This is a genomic window from Mesorhizobium sp. M1403, from assembly GCF_040317695.1.
Lineage (GTDB): Bacteria > Pseudomonadota > Alphaproteobacteria > Rhizobiales > Rhizobiaceae > Mesorhizobium.
On the sequence record NZ_JAMYKY010000004.1, the window covers coordinates 144,160 to 159,337 of the forward strand.

Sequence of the window (15,178 nt, forward strand, 5' to 3'; positions counted from 1 at the left end):
CAATGAAGCCTGTGTGACAGCAGGGCACTTTGAGATTGGAGTAGATAGTGCTGGACGGGGGGTCCGGATCTATTCCGCGATCTCAAGCAGGGTCGATATCAGCAGCCGGCGCTCGTCGGCGGAGAGAATGTCCGAACCGAACAGGTTCATGCTGCGAAGCCCTTCGATGGCGAGATAGCAGACCAGCAGCGCCTTGAGATTCGGCGTCTCCTGCTTCAGCCGCTCGAACACTTGCCGCCTGAACGATTTTATCGGCGTCAGGAAATCGGGATCCTCGGCAATCGCCGAAAATATCCAGGATGCCGACGGTTTCGACTCCTCGGCATGCTCGGCCGAAAGCCTGATATAGGCCGCAAGCGGGCTTTCGCCGCTGACGCCGTTGGTGCGGGCGGCCTCAAGCGCCTGTTGGAACGCGCTGAGGTAATCCTCCACCAGCGCCTGCATCAATTTCGCCTTGGTCGGGAAATTGTAGAGAAGACCACCCTTCGACACGCCGGCACGGCTGGCGACCGCATCCAGCGACAGACTGCCAGGACCCGTCTCTCGCGCCACGTCGGCGGCGGCGGCGAGGATCTTCTCGCGCGAATTTGTTCTGCGGGCCTTCATCAATCGTTCCCCATTCATTAGCTTAGGCGGAATTGACAAGACCGTCCAGACGGTACAGTAAGATTGCCGTCATTTGAAATTGGGACCACTCACAGGTATGTGTTCCGGTCGTCCGACCGTTATGCTGGGCCATGGCCGAGGGGACTGTTCGTGATCAAGCGCTTCATCATCGCCTTCATTCTGCTCGTGCTGGTGTGCGGCGGCATCGTCGGTTTCAACCTGTTTCACGACATGGCGACCAAACAGTTCTTCGCCACCATGAAGCCGCCTGCCGCGACCGTGTCGACGGTCATCGTCAAACCGATGTCCTGGACACCAGGCATCGAAGCTATCGGCACTGTCAGTGCCGTACGCGGCGTCGACCTGACGGTCGAAACCGCCGGCATCGTCAAGGACATCCTGTTTCATGCCAATCAGAAGGTCGCCGCCAACGCCGTCCTGCTGCAGCTCGACGATAAAGTCGAGCGAGCCGATCTCGTGGCGTCAAGGGCGCAAGCCACATCCGACCAGACGACACTGATGCGCGCTCTTGAGCTGCAGAAGCGCGGGGTCGGCACCGACGCTACGCTCGACACCGCGCAGGCAGCGGCATCGGTGTCCGCCGCGCAGGTAAACAAGCTGCAAGCGGTGCTCGACCAAAAGCAGTTGACGGCCCCCTTCAAGGGTACCGTCGGTATTCCGAAAATCGACCTTGGCCAGTATCTCACACCCGGCACCGCTGTGGTGACCTTGCAGGACTTGGATACGATGCGTGTCGATTTCACCGTGCCGGAGCAGCAGCTTCCGCAGCTGAAGATCGGACAGACGGTGCGGCTGGGCGTCGGCGGCGGCGACATGCCGTTCGCCGGTAGCATCCGCGGTATCGATCCGAAGATCGACCCGACCAGCCGGCTGGTGACGGTGAGGGCGGAGGTCGGCAATCCCGAAGGCAAGCTGACGCCGGGCCAGTTCGTCCAGGTGCGCGTCGAACTGCCCGAGGAGAACAACGTGCTGGCGCTGCCGCAGACGGCACTGACTTCCAGCCTGTACGGCGACTTCGTCTTCGTGGTGCGCCCGGCCAAATCCGCCGAAGCCAACGGGGCGGCTCCCGAGGCGAACCCGGAAGAAAAGCCGGCTGCAGGTGCTGCCAAGCCCGCAGCCGAAGCACCCGCCGCAAAACCCGAAGAAAAGCCGGCCGCTACCCCAGCCAAACCGGCAGCGGAAGCCAAACCGGCAGCGGAAGAACCGAAGCCGCAGCTCGTGCTCGCCCAGGTGTTCGTCAAGCCAGGCCGCCACAACGCCGGCCTGGTCGAGATCCTGGAAGGCATCCAGCCCGGCGACGAAGTCGTTACCGCCGGCCAGAACCGGCTCTCCAACGGCATGTCCGTTGCCGTCGACAACACGATCGATCCGAGCAAGCCGGGGAACCAGCAGGCAGCCCAGCAATGAGCTTTTCCGACCTCTTCATCCGCCGCCCGGTTCTTTCGACCGTGCTTGCCTGCATGATCCTGCTTCTGGGTTTTCAGGGCATCTTCAACCTTTCGATCCGGCAGTATCCAGAGGTTGAAGAAACGGCCATCACGATCACCACGGCCTATCCCGGCGCCAGCGCCGACCTGATCCAGGGGTTCATTTCCGCGCCGATCGCGCGTGCTGTCGCTTCGACCGAAAACATCGATTATGTCACGTCGTCGAGCCGGCCGTCATCCAGCACCGTGACAGTGCAGATGAAGCTCGGCTCCGACCCCGACGTCGCGCTGAACGAAGTCTTGTCGAAGGTTCAGAGCGTTCGCGGCGATCTGCCGGACGAAACCAAAGACCCGGTGATCGTCAAGGGCACCGGCCAGCAGTTCGCGATGATGTACATCTCGATGCAGAACCCGAACATGACGCCGGAACAGCTCACCGAATATATCGAGCGCGTCGTGCGGCCGCGTATCTCGACGGTCGAAGGTGTTGCCGACGTGCAGATTTTCGGCGCCGCCGAATATTCGATGCGTGTCTGGATCGACCCGATCAAACTGGCGGCGCGCGGCGTGACGGCGGCGGAAGTGCTGACGGCCATCAACGAATCGAATTTCCTCTCCGCGCCCGGCGATACCGAAAACGAATATGTGGCTTCCTCGATCACGGTTCGCTCGACCCTGCAGACGCCGGAGGCTTTCGCTGCCCTTCCGCTCCGCTCGAAAGACGGCAATGTGGTGAGACTGCGTGACGTGGCCCGCGTCGAGCTCGCCGCGGTGAACACCGACACCAGGGTCACCTTCAACGGCAAGCCCGGCATCTTTCTCGCCATCTTTCCGACGCCGGCCGCCAATCCGCTGACCACCGCGGCGGCGATCCACAAGATTGTGCCGACCATCCAGGAGACGCTGCCGCTCGGCATGACGATCGAGATTGTCTATGATTCGACCGAGCAGATCAGCGCGTCGATCGAGGAGGTGTTCAAGACCATCGGCGAGGCGGTCGCCATCGTCATCGTCGTTATCCTGCTCTTCCTCGGCTCGTTCCGCTCGGTGCTGATGCCGATCGTGACCATTCCGCTGTCGCTGATCGGCGTCTGTTTCCTGCTGTTTTCTTTGGGTTATTCGATCAACCTCTTATCGTTGCTGGCCATGGTGCTGGCGATCGGGCTGGTTGTTGACGATGCCATCGTGGTGGTGGAAAACATCCACCGCCACATGGAGGAAGACGGCTTGTCGCCGATGCAGGCGGCCTTCAACGGCATGCGGGAGATCTCGTCCGCCGTCGTTGCCATGACGATAACGCTGGCCGCGGTGTTCGCGCCGCTGGCCTTCACCGGCGGCCTGACAGGCGCACTGTTTCGCGAATTCGCGGTGACGCTTGCCGGCTCGGTGGTCCTTTCGGGTGTCGTCGCCCTCACCATCACACCGATGATGTCGGCACGTATCCTGAGGTCCGGCTCGCACAGCCGCTTCCAGCGCATTGTCGACAATACGTTCGGGCGCGTCGAACACGTCTATGAGCGGCTGGTCACCGGCTCGCTGAAATATCGCCCGGTGACGCTGATGATCGTCCTCGCGCTGGTCGCCACCACCGGCTTCATGTTCACCAAGACCTCGAGCGAACTGGCGCCGGAAGAAGACCAGGGCTTCTTGCTGTCTATTGTCAACGCGCCACGCTATGCGACGTCGGACTACACCGAGACTTATGTGAACCAGATTCTCGGGCTGGTGAATGATATCCCCGAAACCAGGGCGCGGTTCTCCGCCGTCGCGTTCCAAGGCCCGACGAACAGCGCTTTCGTCGGCTTCGCGTTCAAGGACTGGGCCGAGCGCGCGCGCAGCTCGAAGGAACTTCAGGAAGACATCACTGCCCGCCTTGCCAAGGTGGCAGGCGTCGAGGCTTTCGTCTTCGCGCCGCCGACGCTGCCCGGCTCCGGCGGCGGCCTGCCAATCACAATGGTGGTGCGCTCGACCGGCGAGGCCTCCCAGGTGTACGAGGCGGCCGAGAACATCAAGAACAAGGCGCAGGCCTCCGGTCGCTTCCTCGCCGTGCAGAATTCGATGTCCTACGACGCGCCGGAAGTGACGGTGACGATCGACCGCGATCGCGCCGCGGCACTCAACCTGCCGATCGCCGATATCGGCCGGACGCTGACCCTGTTGGTCGGTGGCGCCGAGGTGGCGCAATTCGACCGCGAATCCAACAGTTACGACATCATCCCGCAGGTACCGCAGCAATTCCGCGACAATCCCGAAAAGCTGGGGGAGTATTTCGTGCGCAGCGTGTCGGGCGAGATGGTGCCGCTCTCGGCGGTGGTGAAGATCTCGACCAACGCGTCGCCGGCGGCAATCGAGCAGTTCAACCAGTTGAATTCCGCCACGATTTCCGCTCTGCCATTGCCCACCGTCACCACCGGTGACGGGCTGAAGACCATCGAGGATATCGCCAGGGAAAGTCTGCCCGACACGTTCTTCATCGACTATACCGGCCAGTCGAGGCAGGAGAAGCAACAGGGCTACACGATCATCATCGCCTTCACGGCGGCTGTGCTCGTCATCTACCTGGTGCTGGCGGCACAGTTCGAAAGCTTCCGCGATCCGCTGATCATCATGATGTCGGTGCCGCTGTCGATCTTCGGCGCCATATTGCCGCTCAACATGTTTCCGAATCTCAACATGATTTTCATGATCAGCGGCTTGCAGTTCAGCATTCCACCCGCGACGCTCAACATCTACACCCAGGTCGGGTTGATCACGCTGATCGGCCTGATCACCAAGCACGGCATCCTTCTGGTCGAGTTCGCCAACCAGCAGCGTGAAATGCACGGCATGCGGCGGCGCGATGCGATCATCGCCTCGGCCAGGGTGCGGCTGCGGCCGATCCTGATGACGACGGCGGCGATGGCGCTCGGCGTGGTGCCGCTGATCATCTCCAGCGGCGCTGGTGCCGCGGCACGCTATTCGATGGGCCTGGTGATCTTCACCGGCATCCTGGTCGGAACCATGTTCACGCTGTTCGTGGTGCCGATGTTCTACACCTTTATCGCCAGCAAGGACCTGCCGCATCACGCCGAAAAGCCGGATCCGAAGCTGATGCCGGTAATGCCGGATTAGGTCCTACTGATAAAGGAGGCCGGATTTCCGGCCTTCTTGGGAGCGACGAGAAGCATCGCTCACTTGACGATGACGATGCTGGTGTTGGCCGGGCCGAAGACCTCGACGAGCTGATAGAAATCGGCGGCGTTGTCCGGATGCAGACGCACGCAGCCATGCGAGGCCGGCTGGCCGAGGCGCTTGATGGCGCTTGTCGCATGTACGGCGTAGCCGCCGCTGAAGAACACCGAATGCGGCATCGGGGCGTTGTCGTATTTCTTCGAATACCACATTTCATGCATGCGGGTCGGCTTGAACGAACCGGTCGGCGTGACGTGCGTCCTGTCGCCGGTCGAGACTTTCCAGGCGAATGTCGGCCGGCCGTCGACCAGGATTTCCATGGTCTGCTGCGATAGCGACACACGCGCGACGATCTTGTTGGCGGCGGCGTGGGCTGCGCTGTTGCCGGCACTGACAAGCAAGGCAGCACCGGTGATGACGGCGGCGGCGATGTTGATGAGCTTGGCGGAAATGGCGGTGTACATGATGTCTCCCCTATTCTGCCGGTCGGGGCCGGCTCAATTCGATGACCGGCTTATCGGGGCGTCATGTTTCGAGCCGATTTCGCTAGATGCTCGTTTGTGTTTCGATTCTGTTTCCCCTGGTTAACAGAAAACGCCGTGCAAAGCGGCTTACAGCTGTTGGACGTCGTCATGACAGCGGCGGCGTGTTTGCCTAAGCGGATCAGCCAAACCGCGGCACGAATACGCGATTGTTTTCGTTTGAGAGGAATTCCACCTGACTCCGAAACCGAGCTGCAACAAAGCGCGGCCTCGGCGGCATGATCCGGATACAGCGAACGGGCAAAGTTGACGTAACGAAAACAGCGGGCAACGAACGATCGGAAGCCAACACTGTTTTCGCTACGGTCTGGATTGTCTGGACAGTTTCCAGCCTGCGCGTCGACCGGCTCAAGCCCCTCTGGCGGGGGCGGCTTAGAGCCGTTGAGGATGCGCGGCGCCTCCGGCAACTTGCAGCCGAGAGGACCGAAGGCCCGCGCCGCAACGGGGGGCTCCGCTGGCGGCGCGGGCGCTTCGGGGGTTCCCCTGAAGTGCCCGTAAATCCCAATTTTGAGGAAAGAACAGGATGAAAACGAAATTCGCCGCTTCCGTGCTTTCTGCCCTGCTCTACGTGCAGGGCCTGCTCGGCATTGCCGGCCTCGCAACCGTGCTGCTGAAGGAACGTGCGCATGCCGGCGAGGTCAGCACGAACAGTGACATGCCGTCAGGCCCGTCGCTTCTCGTGGTGCGCTGAGGAAAGAGCATCGGACCCAAAAGCGGGAACCGGTTTTAGGAAAATCCGATACTCAAAAAAGGGGTGGCTGTCCTGCATTCAATCGGCGAATTGCGTTGGCGGATCGAACCGGTAACCCGCACCCCGTATGGTGGTGATGGTTTCGGTGTCGAGCTTGCGGCGCAGCCGCACGATGCGCGAATCGATCGACCGGTCGAAGGCTTCGGCATTTTCGGCGGGCGCGGCGGCGATGATGTCGTCACGCGTCAGCACCTTGCGCGGGCTGGCCAGGAACAGCCTGAGCAGCGCCACCTGCCCGGCGGACAGCTGTTCTTCCGTGCCCGAGCGGTGCATGACGATGGCCGACCGGAGATCGACGGTCGCGTTCTCCAGCACGATCAATTCCCCGGCGCTCCTGCCGCGCCGAGCCAGCAGGCCGCCAACGCGGGCGGCAAGCTCCCTGACATTGAGCGGGCTTTCGACGACGTCGGCGGCGCCGAGCTCGAGCGCCAGCACCTTGTCGACCAGATCGGCCGGGCGGCAGATCAGGATGAAATCCGGTCCACCTTCGCCGCCATGTCGCCTGAGCAGGTCGCGCCCCTCCGCCTGGCTGACGCTGTCGCCGACAACCACGACATCGATACCCTTTTCAGAAAGCAGCGATTCGGCTTCCCACGGCTGTCGCGCGGCGCGGACGTCATGACCGCGTCGCTTGAGATGATCGGCGAGATCGGTCGCAATTACTTCAGCGACGGAAACAAGCGCGATGACGGATCGTGCAGCCATGTTTTTCTACCCCGCATACGGCAACCCAAGAAGAGTGCTGGACATCATGTTTATACCCAATCTACTTTCCGCTGAAAGCGGGAGCGAACGCATCGTGCGGGCACGAATTGTCATTGTCGAGGACGAGCCCGACCTGAGGGACGCGGTCGCCGAGTATCTCGGCGCCAGCGGCTATGATGTGGCCACGGCCGAAAGTGCGGCGGCGGCGCGCGACCTGTTGGAAGCCCAGTCCTTCCATCTGGCCATTCTCGACATCGCCATGCCGGGCGAGGACGGCCTGTCGCTCGGCCGCTGGATGCGGTCGAAAATGCCGATCGGCATCATCTATGCGACGGCCGCCGGTACCGCGCTCGACCGCATCGTCGGACTGGAGCTCGGCGCTGACGACTACATCGTCAAGCCTTACGAGTTGCGCGAAGTGCTGGCCAGGGTGCGCAGCGTGCTGCGCCGCGTTCCGGAGCCGACCGAACCGCAAAAAGCCAAGGCTGAAACATCCGGTGGCCGCCGGTCCGTGAGCTTCGGCGCCTTTCACGCCGACCTCGACGGCAGGCTCGTCACCGGCGCCAACGGTGCGGTCATCGACATGGCCAAGAGCGAGTTCGACGTGCTGGAGGTGTTCCTTACCCGCGCCAACCGGCTGTTGACGCGGGCGGCGATCTCCGAGGCGATCGGTTTCGTCGAGGACGCGGAATCGTCCCGCGCCGTCGACATCCGCATCATGCGGCTGAGAAAGAAGATCGAGGCGGATCCGGCCAATCCGAAATTCCTGCGCACGGTGCGCGGCGAAGGCTATATCTTCTCGCTGCCAGCCGGCGAAAATAACTGAGGCTTGGCGGCTTGAGCAAGCCACGGCCAGGAAATGACCATGACGGCTGAAACAGCACGCGCGGACTCGCAGGGCGCTAGGCAGGGCGCGGCGATGGCGGCCGTGCATGTGGTTCGCCGGCTGCGCGAAGCCGGCGACTGGCAGCGCGAGATGGAGGGTATCCTCCAAACGCTTTGCGAAGCCATGGATTGTCACCGCGGCATCCTGTTTCGCCTGCGCGAACTGCCCGGCCAGGGCTTCGCCCAGTCGGTCGCCGCTTATTGGATCGCCCCTCGGTTTGGCGGCGAGCTGGCGTCACCGACCGTCATCATGCAGTCGGTCGTCGATTCGGACCCATTGCTGGAACAGCTGGCGGAGGACGAGCGCCAAGGCAAGATATTCGCCGGGCACACACGCGATCTCGAAGGCTTTCTGCGGACCGATTTCGAAAAGCAGAACATCAAGTCGTTCCTGTCGGTGTCGGTCTTTTCGCACGGCAATTTGTGGGGCACGCTGGCGGTCAACGACTGCGTCAACGAACGCGAATGGACCGACCAGGAAGAGGCGGCGCTGCACATGGTGGCACTCGCCATTGGCGACGCCATCGAACGGTCGCCCTCCGACGCGCATGCCAGTGACGTCATTCGCCGCACCATGCTGCAGGCCTCGCTCGACGCCATCATCGTCATCGACGAGACCGGCTCGATCATCGAATTCAATCCGGCCGCCGAGAAGATGTTCGGCTATCGACGCAGCGATATCCTCGGCAAGGACCTGCTCGACACGGTCGTGCCGGAATATTACCGCAAAGGCTATGCGTCGGGCGCCGAATACATGTCGGGCCGCGGCGCGCCGATGGTCGGCCAGCGGCTCGAAACGGTCACCCAGAATGCCGCCGGCGAGGTTTTTCCGATCGAGCTGACGGCGACCGAGATGCGGGTCGCCGATCGCCATCTGATCTTCGGCTCCATCCGCGACCTGCGCGACAGATTGCGCGCTGAGGAGGAAATCAACCGTCAGCGCGAAAAACTGCACCAGAACGAGAAGATGGCGGCGATGGGCTCGCTGCTTGCGGGCGTTTCGCACGAGCTCAACAACCCGCTGGCCGTGGTCGTCGCCCAGTCGACGCTGCTGCATGAATTCGCCGCCGATCCGCAGACCAAAGTACGCGCCGAAAAGGTGCGCGCCGCTGCCGAGCGCTGCGGCCGTATCGTCAAAAGCTTCCTGTCGATGGTCCGCCTGCACCCGACGGCGCAGGCCGAGACCGACCTCAACCAGGTGATCCGCGCGGCACTCGAAGTGACCGCCTATGGCGCGCGATCAAGCGGCATCATCATCGACACCGATTTCGCCGGCGGCCCGCTGCTGGCCATGGCCGATGCCGACCACGTGACGCAGGTAGCCGCCAACTTCCTCATCAACAGCCAGCATGCCTTGGCCGGCATTGCCGGCGACCGGCGGATCAAGGTCCGGACGTTTCGCAACGACCGCGGCAATCCCGGATTCTCGGTCGAGGACAACGGGCCAGGCGTGCCGGAAGCGATACGCTCACGCATATTCGAATCCTATTTCACCACCAAGCCAGTCGGCGTCGGTACCGGTATCGGCCTGTCGATTTCCAAATCGATCATCGAGCGGCACAATGGCAATATCTGGTTCGAGGAGGTTTCGCCGAGAGGCGTGCGTTTTGTCGTGCAGTTGCCGGCGATCGCTGCCGGCGCGGTCGCCGCCGGCGACAGTCCGTCGCGGTCGAGCGGCTTGCGTCACGCGCTGATCATAGACGATGAGCCGGATGTCGCGGCGTCGCTGTCCGACATTCTGGAGTTGATGGGCATCAAGTCGCGGATCGTGCCGGCCTGGGTCTCGGCCGCCGCGACCCTGAGCGGCCACATGCCGCCGGACATCGTGTTTTCCGATTTGCGCATGCCCGGCACCAGCGGCATAGCTGCCTATCGCGAGCTGCTTGCCGAAATGCCGGATCTGGCGCGGCGTTTCGTGCTTGTCACCGGCGATCTGATCGGCGCAAAAGGCGAAATCGAGGCGCTGCCGGCGCCGCAGCGGCCGCCAATCCTCGAAAAGCCGTTCAGCACGCTGGATGTGCGCGGCGTGCTCTCGGCCATTGCCGAGCAGGTCGCTTTGGGCGGCTAGACTCCCAGAGAGACAAAAAGGAAAGAAAAAAGGCTCCCAGCCGACATTGCGGCGGGAGCCTGACTGGAGTGCTGGAGGGCGCTCGCGAAAAGATCAAAAAACGTTCGGCGTATCGGCCAGCGGGGCGGCGTTGGCGATCATGCGGACGGGCCGTGCCTTGCCCGACTGGGCAGCGATGGCGCGCAGGCAGTCCAGGCTCTCGGCGCCCCAGGCCTGACCCTTGCAGGCAAAATCGATGTCCGGGATCGGCAGGCGCGCCGTCTTGGTCGTGGTCGTCGCGCCGTCGATGAGGTTGACCGGCGGGTTCAGCGAGGCGAAGGCCGGACCGACGGTCGGCGTGAACGCCATGCCGGCAAACGCGGCAGCGGCAAGCAGCAGGAACATCGCCATCGGGTGATCGCTGGCGCGCTGGCGCAGCGCCAGCTTCGGGCGCCGGTCGTTGCGCTGCGGACCCTGCAGGCGATGGTCGTTGTCGGTGATCTGGGTTTTCGTAGGCATCGTCGTTTCCTTCGGTGTTCTTCTTTTCCCTGTTGAAACGAACTTAACCGCACCTTGTAACGGGCCAACGATGATGGATTAACGATTGTGTAACCGGCATGAAACCAGGCCCGCGGCCATTCCGGGGGCAAACCGACGATGCGTAGCTGGCCGCACCGGTGACATTCAGCGCTCGTTTTCCGCTATCCACGGCACCGGATCCACGTCGACTTTTCCGGTCCACGGAGGGCTGGGCGCTCAACAAGCGTAAGGGGATTAACGCCCGGAATTCCCGGGATTTTCCCGGCTTCGATCGTTCGAGCTCGGCTCTCAATTACCGATCGGTTTCGCGTCGGGAATTCGCCCTATTCTCGCAAGCTATTGCATTTCAACAGAAAATATGCTTGTATTGAACGGCCATTCAATAAATAAGAGCCTTTTATGAACCCGCATCTGCGTGACGTGGCAATCCCCAACGATTGGGATCGGCGGGGCCTGCCGGGCTGGAGCTATCATTCCGACGCCTTGCTCGAACTCGAGAAAGAGCACGTCTTCCGCAATCACTGGCAGATCGCCGGCCATGTCTGCGACCTGCCGAACGCCGGCGACTATCTGACGATGGATGTGGTCGGCGAGCGGGCGCTGATCGTGCGCGGCAAGGATGGCGTGGTGCGCGCCTTCAACAATATGTGCCGCCACCGCGGCAGTCGCGTCGTTGCCGATAGCCAAGGCACTTGCAAGAATGCGCTGGTCTGCCCCTTTCATGGCTGGGTCTACAATCTCGACGGCACGTTGCGCGGCGCTGCCCGCCCGCGGTCCTTCCCCGACCTCGACAAGACCGAATTCGGCCTGATGCCGCTCGAGCTCGAAATCTGGATGGGCTTCATCTTCATCCGCTTCCGCAAGGGTGGCCCGCAGCCATCCGTGGCCGAGCTGTTGAAGCCGATCGAAGCCGAGATTGCCCATTACGGCGTCGCCGAGATGGTGCCGTCCTGGGGCATCTGGACCCAAAAGACGCCGGTCAACTGGAAGTCGGTGCGCGACGTCGACAATGAAGGCTACCACGTCGCCATGGCGCATCCGGCGCTGCAGGATCTTTATGGCGCGACCTACTTCGACGAGCCGTTCGTCAACGGCGTGTCGCGCTCGTTCGCCACTTACAACCCGCATGCCGGACGGCGCTGGAGCGTCGCGCAATACATCAAGCTCGCACCCGAGGCGAAGCAACTGCCGGAGCACCTGCGCAAGGCCTGGATCTATTACGGCATCTTCCCGAACAACGCGCTGTCGATCATGCCGGAGTCGGTGCAGTTCTATCAGGAGTTCCCGCTGTCGACGGGTGAGACGCTGCTGCGCGGCGCCATCTACCGCTATCGCGACGAGAGCAGGGAGCAGGCGGCTGCCCGCTACCTATCCTACCGCATCGACCGCGACACGCTGGCCGAAGATGTACAGCTTTCGATATGGTCCAACGAATCCATGCTGTCAGAAGCCTTCGGAGGTTTTTACCTCTCCGATCTCGAATATGGCGTGCGCACCCACCACGACCATTTGCGCAAGCAAATTCCCGTGCTCGGATTGGAGACCGCGCCCGAGGAGAAGGATATGTGGGCGCTCAACGAGGCGCTCAGATCACGCTCCTGACGCATGCCACCTAAAACGTTAGCCCTGGTCCTCAAGCCCAGATGGCGACGGGAATGCCGAAACGATCGGCGAGCGGCGGATCCGGAAACGGCATTGCCTCGCCTCTGGCGATGCGGCCGGCAATCAGCATCATCGCCGCGGCATCGAGGAAATCGTCGGTGGCCGCGCCGCGCGGCGGCCTCTGGTCGAGAAAATGCTGGCCATAACCATGCCGGGCAAGCAGCGCCTTGCGTTCGGCCATGCCGGCCGGATTGATGTTGCCCTTGATCTTCTTCGGCAGACGCATCGCCCGGTCGCCGTTCAGTCTGCAGAAGGCAACTTCCGGATGCGATTCGAAGACGCGGCTGCGCAGTTCGGGCCGCGCGATCAGCAGCGAATCGATCTCACGGATCTTGGCAAAGATGCCGAAGGCCTGGATCGAGACACCGCGCGGCGGATCTGAGGTCGTCTTGGCCACGTCACTTGCCCTGCGATGTGCCGCGTACCAGGCTTCGACCGTGGTGAAGGCTTCGATCTCCGCATAGAGCGCGGCGCGGGAGGGGATGGCAAAGACACTGGATTGCCGGGCGCCAAGAAATGGCCGCACCAGCGCCTCCGGACCGCGACCGCCTCTTTGCGAGAAATCGGGCAGGCCGATCGGCATATCGACCGCTACGATTGCATTGACGGGTAGCTGGTCGAGCAACGCCGCGAAGCTTGGGAAAACGGCTGTCGACGGTGCGGCACCGGAATCGCGGCGGACGGCTATCCAGCCGGTCTTGCAACCGTCGACGCCGACAAGCACAACATCCCTAGGCGCAACATACTCGGGCACAACATCCCCAGGCACAACATGGTCGGGCGCAGCACCCTTGGGCGCATCATCCTGGGGCACGGCGTCTTCGGCCTGCGTCACGCCCGGCGATCCCGTCCCGGATGCAGGAGATGGCGAAGCTGCACCATCGCCATCGGGTGCGACAGGCTCTGGGCATCGGTCTCGAGCTGCAATTCGTCGCCGCCGCGCTTGGCGGTGCGCGCCAGGATCTCGTAGACCGCTGCCGTGGTCGATTGCAGCGCCTTGGCGGCCGTTTGGCCGGACAGGATGCGCGCCAGGTAGACGGCCGCCGTCAGGTCGCCGAGCCCATTCGGAGGCTTGTCGATTAGCCGGTGTTCGGCAAGCAGCGCCTCTCTGCCGTTGAGCAGCAAATTGCCGATGCCGCCGGCCATCATCGCCGGTGCCGAAGTGACCAGCATGGCCGGTGGGCCGGCTTGCAGGGCAGCAGCCATTGCCGATTTCAGGTCGGGCAGCGGCGCTCCGGCCATCCATTCCAGCTCGTAGCGGTTGGGCGTGGCGATATCGGCGATCGGCATCAGCCGGTCGCGCATGGCGATTGCGGTCGGCTCAGGTACGTAGAGGCCGCCCGAATCGCCCATCACCGGGTCGCAGATATAGAGGGCGTCCGGCGTCTTCGCCTTGACGGCGCCGACCAGCGAAGCGACGGCTTCGGCCTGGCCAGCCTCGCCGAGATAGCCGGACAGCACGGCGCCGACCTCGCCCAGCCACGGCGCGCGCTCGAGGTCGGTCATCAGCGCCTTGAACTGGTCCAGCGGCGGCACGATGCGGGTGGCCCGGCCGTGCCCCGGATGCCAGGGCAGAATGACGGTCGGCACCGCCCAAACCGGAAACCCCAGCGTCTCCAGCGCAAACACGGCGGCACGGTTGCCGACCGAGCCACGTGCGACATGGCTGGAGACGACGATGACCGCGCGCGGCGCGTCGGCTTTTTCGGCGCTCATTGATCTTTGTCCTAACCGCCCCTGGTGATGAAAAGCACGAGCCAGATCAACAGGCCGATGGCAATAAGCAAGCCTGCCGCCCGACCAATACGGGTGCCCCAATATTCGATCGGGTCCGATCGGTCGGCATCGGCCGCTGTGACGTGGTCGCGCGCGCCTCTGGCGGTTCGTGCGAGGAACGAGGTGCCGCCCGGGTCGGTCTCGCGCGCCACCCGTTCGATGATGCGGCGCGATTCCGCGTCGCTGTCGTGGCGTTTCGCCATGGTGATATCCCGTTTCATGCCGAGCTTAACCCGTTCGCCTCGTCTGTCACAGGGCCTGACGGCGAATGGTAGAAACCAGTAACGCTTCTCGGCCGAAGTCATTTTCTTGCGCAAGGATTGTGCTAATGCTTCGCGTGCCAATGCTATCGAGGGGACCTTATCATGCTTGTCCAGCGCCTTGCTTTACCGCCAATCTTCCGTAATTTAGCTGCGTTCCTGGTGATGGCCGTCATGCTGCCGCTGCTTGCCGGCTGCGGCTACAACACCATCCCGACGGCTGAGGAAAACGCCAAGGCCGCATGGAGCGAGGTGTTGAATCAATACCAGCGCCGCGCCGATCTCATCCCCAATCTGGTCAACACGGTCAAGGGCTATGCCGCGCACGAGAAGGACACGCTCGATGCCGTGGTCGAAGCGCGCGCCAAGGCGACGCAGGTGACCGTGACGCCGGAAACGCTGAACAATCCGGAAGCCTTCAAGAAATTCCAGGACAGCCAGGCCGGCCTGACCAGCGCGCTGTCGCGCCTGCTGGCGGTGGTGGAGAACTATCCCGATCTCAAGGCCAACCAGAACTTTCTGGCGCTGCAAGCACAACTCGAAGGCACCGAGAACCGCATCACGGTCGCCCGCCGCGACTATATCCAGGCGGTGAGAGAGTACAATCTGACGCTGAGGACCTTCCCGTCGGTGATCTGGGCGACCTTGTGGTTCCGCGGCAACCAGCCGTTTGCGAATTTCACCATCGAGGAGGACAAGATGCAGCCGCCGAAGGTCGATTTCGGCACGCAGCAGGGCGGGTGAACGGCGCTTAGCGGGTCTGTTCCCGTTGGCCTTGTACTCCG

14 protein-coding genes are annotated in these 15,178 nt (G+C 62.8%); 7 read left to right on the forward strand and 7 right to left on the reverse strand.

What is annotated here, in order from left to right; all coding sequences use genetic code 11:
• Positions 1-69 precede the first annotated feature (69 nt).
• Positions 70-606, reverse strand: a complete 537-nt coding sequence (locus tag NKH01_RS10250; RefSeq protein WP_352494105.1) for a TetR/AcrR family transcriptional regulator — start codon at positions 604-606, stop codon at positions 70-72.
• Positions 607-756: 150 nt separating this feature from the next.
• On the opposite strand from NKH01_RS10250, the gene NKH01_RS10255 reads away from it, so the two are divergent.
• Together NKH01_RS10255 and NKH01_RS10260 are read left to right on the forward strand one after the other, a co-directional pair.
• Positions 757-2,034, forward strand: a complete 1,278-nt coding sequence (locus NKH01_RS10255; protein ID WP_502912614.1) for an efflux RND transporter periplasmic adaptor subunit — start codon at positions 757-759, stop codon at positions 2,032-2,034.
• Positions 2,031-5,165, forward strand: coding sequence for an efflux RND transporter permease subunit (locus NKH01_RS10260; RefSeq protein WP_353020096.1), 3,135 nt, complete (start codon positions 2,031-2,033; stop codon positions 5,163-5,165). Before NKH01_RS10255 ends, NKH01_RS10260 begins: the two co-directional genes overlap by 4 nt.
• A gap of 59 nt (positions 5,166-5,224) precedes the next feature.
• Here NKH01_RS10260 and NKH01_RS10265 read toward each other — a convergent pair whose 3' ends face one another.
• Positions 5,225-5,689, reverse strand: coding sequence for a L,D-transpeptidase (locus NKH01_RS10265; RefSeq protein WP_023721319.1), 465 nt, complete (start codon positions 5,687-5,689; stop codon positions 5,225-5,227).
• Between the two features lie 601 nt (positions 5,690-6,290).
• On the opposite strand from NKH01_RS10265, the gene NKH01_RS10270 reads away from it, so the two are divergent.
• On the forward strand, positions 6,291-6,458 hold the full coding sequence (locus tag NKH01_RS10270) for a hypothetical protein (RefSeq protein ID WP_023721318.1): 168 nt from the start codon (positions 6,291-6,293) through the stop codon (positions 6,456-6,458).
• A 78-nt stretch (positions 6,459-6,536) separates the two neighbouring features.
• Here the strand turns inward: NKH01_RS10270 and NKH01_RS10275 are convergent, their stop codons facing one another.
• Positions 6,537-7,223 carry a winged helix-turn-helix domain-containing protein gene (locus NKH01_RS10275; protein ID WP_352588153.1) on the reverse strand — a complete coding sequence of 229 codons (687 nt, stop codon included), beginning with the start codon at positions 7,221-7,223 and terminating at the stop codon, positions 6,537-6,539.
• Between the two features lie 46 nt (positions 7,224-7,269).
• Here NKH01_RS10275 and NKH01_RS10280 point away from each other — a divergent pair, with 46 nt between their 5' ends.
• Both NKH01_RS10280 and NKH01_RS10285 read left to right on the forward strand, forming a co-directional pair.
• Positions 7,270-8,049, forward strand: coding sequence for a response regulator (locus NKH01_RS10280; protein WP_198030534.1), 780 nt, complete (start codon positions 7,270-7,272; stop codon positions 8,047-8,049).
• A 39-nt stretch (positions 8,050-8,088) separates the two neighbouring features.
• Complete coding sequence (locus NKH01_RS10285; protein WP_353020098.1) at positions 8,089-10,176, forward strand: PAS domain S-box protein; 2,088 nt, start codon at positions 8,089-8,091, stop codon at positions 10,174-10,176.
• A gap of 93 nt (positions 10,177-10,269) precedes the next feature.
• Here NKH01_RS10285 and NKH01_RS10290 read toward each other — a convergent pair whose 3' ends face one another.
• Positions 10,270-10,674: a hypothetical protein gene (locus NKH01_RS10290; RefSeq protein WP_352480982.1), complete on the reverse strand. Its 405-nt coding sequence runs from the start codon at positions 10,672-10,674 to the stop codon at positions 10,270-10,272.
• Between the two features lie 420 nt (positions 10,675-11,094).
• Between NKH01_RS10290 and NKH01_RS10295 the strand changes: the two genes are divergently transcribed.
• Complete coding sequence (locus NKH01_RS10295) at positions 11,095-12,297, forward strand: aromatic ring-hydroxylating oxygenase subunit alpha (RefSeq protein ID WP_352480981.1); 1,203 nt, start codon at positions 11,095-11,097, stop codon at positions 12,295-12,297.
• 31 nt (positions 12,298-12,328) lie between these two features.
• On the opposite strand, the gene NKH01_RS10300 is transcribed toward NKH01_RS10295, so the two are convergent.
• The 3 genes from NKH01_RS10300 to NKH01_RS10310 form a co-directional block, all read right to left on the reverse strand.
• On the reverse strand, positions 12,329-13,081 hold the full coding sequence (locus NKH01_RS10300; RefSeq protein WP_502895840.1) for a DUF429 domain-containing protein: 753 nt from the start codon (positions 13,079-13,081) through the stop codon (positions 12,329-12,331).
• 107 nt (positions 13,082-13,188) lie between these two features.
• A complete protein-coding gene (pdxY, locus tag NKH01_RS10305) occupies positions 13,189-14,073 on the reverse strand; it encodes a pyridoxal kinase PdxY (protein WP_023721311.1) in 885 nt (294 codons plus the stop codon).
• A gap of 11 nt (positions 14,074-14,084) precedes the next feature.
• Positions 14,085-14,336 (reverse strand): hypothetical protein, encoded by a 252-nt coding sequence (locus NKH01_RS10310; protein WP_023721310.1) that lies wholly within the window; start codon positions 14,334-14,336, stop codon positions 14,085-14,087.
• Positions 14,337-14,498: 162 nt separating this feature from the next.
• Here NKH01_RS10310 and NKH01_RS10315 point away from each other — a divergent pair, with 162 nt between their 5' ends.
• A complete protein-coding gene (locus NKH01_RS10315) occupies positions 14,499-15,137 on the forward strand; it encodes a LemA family protein (RefSeq protein ID WP_023721309.1) in 639 nt (212 codons plus the stop codon).
• The last annotated feature ends 41 nt before the right edge of the window (positions 15,138-15,178 follow it).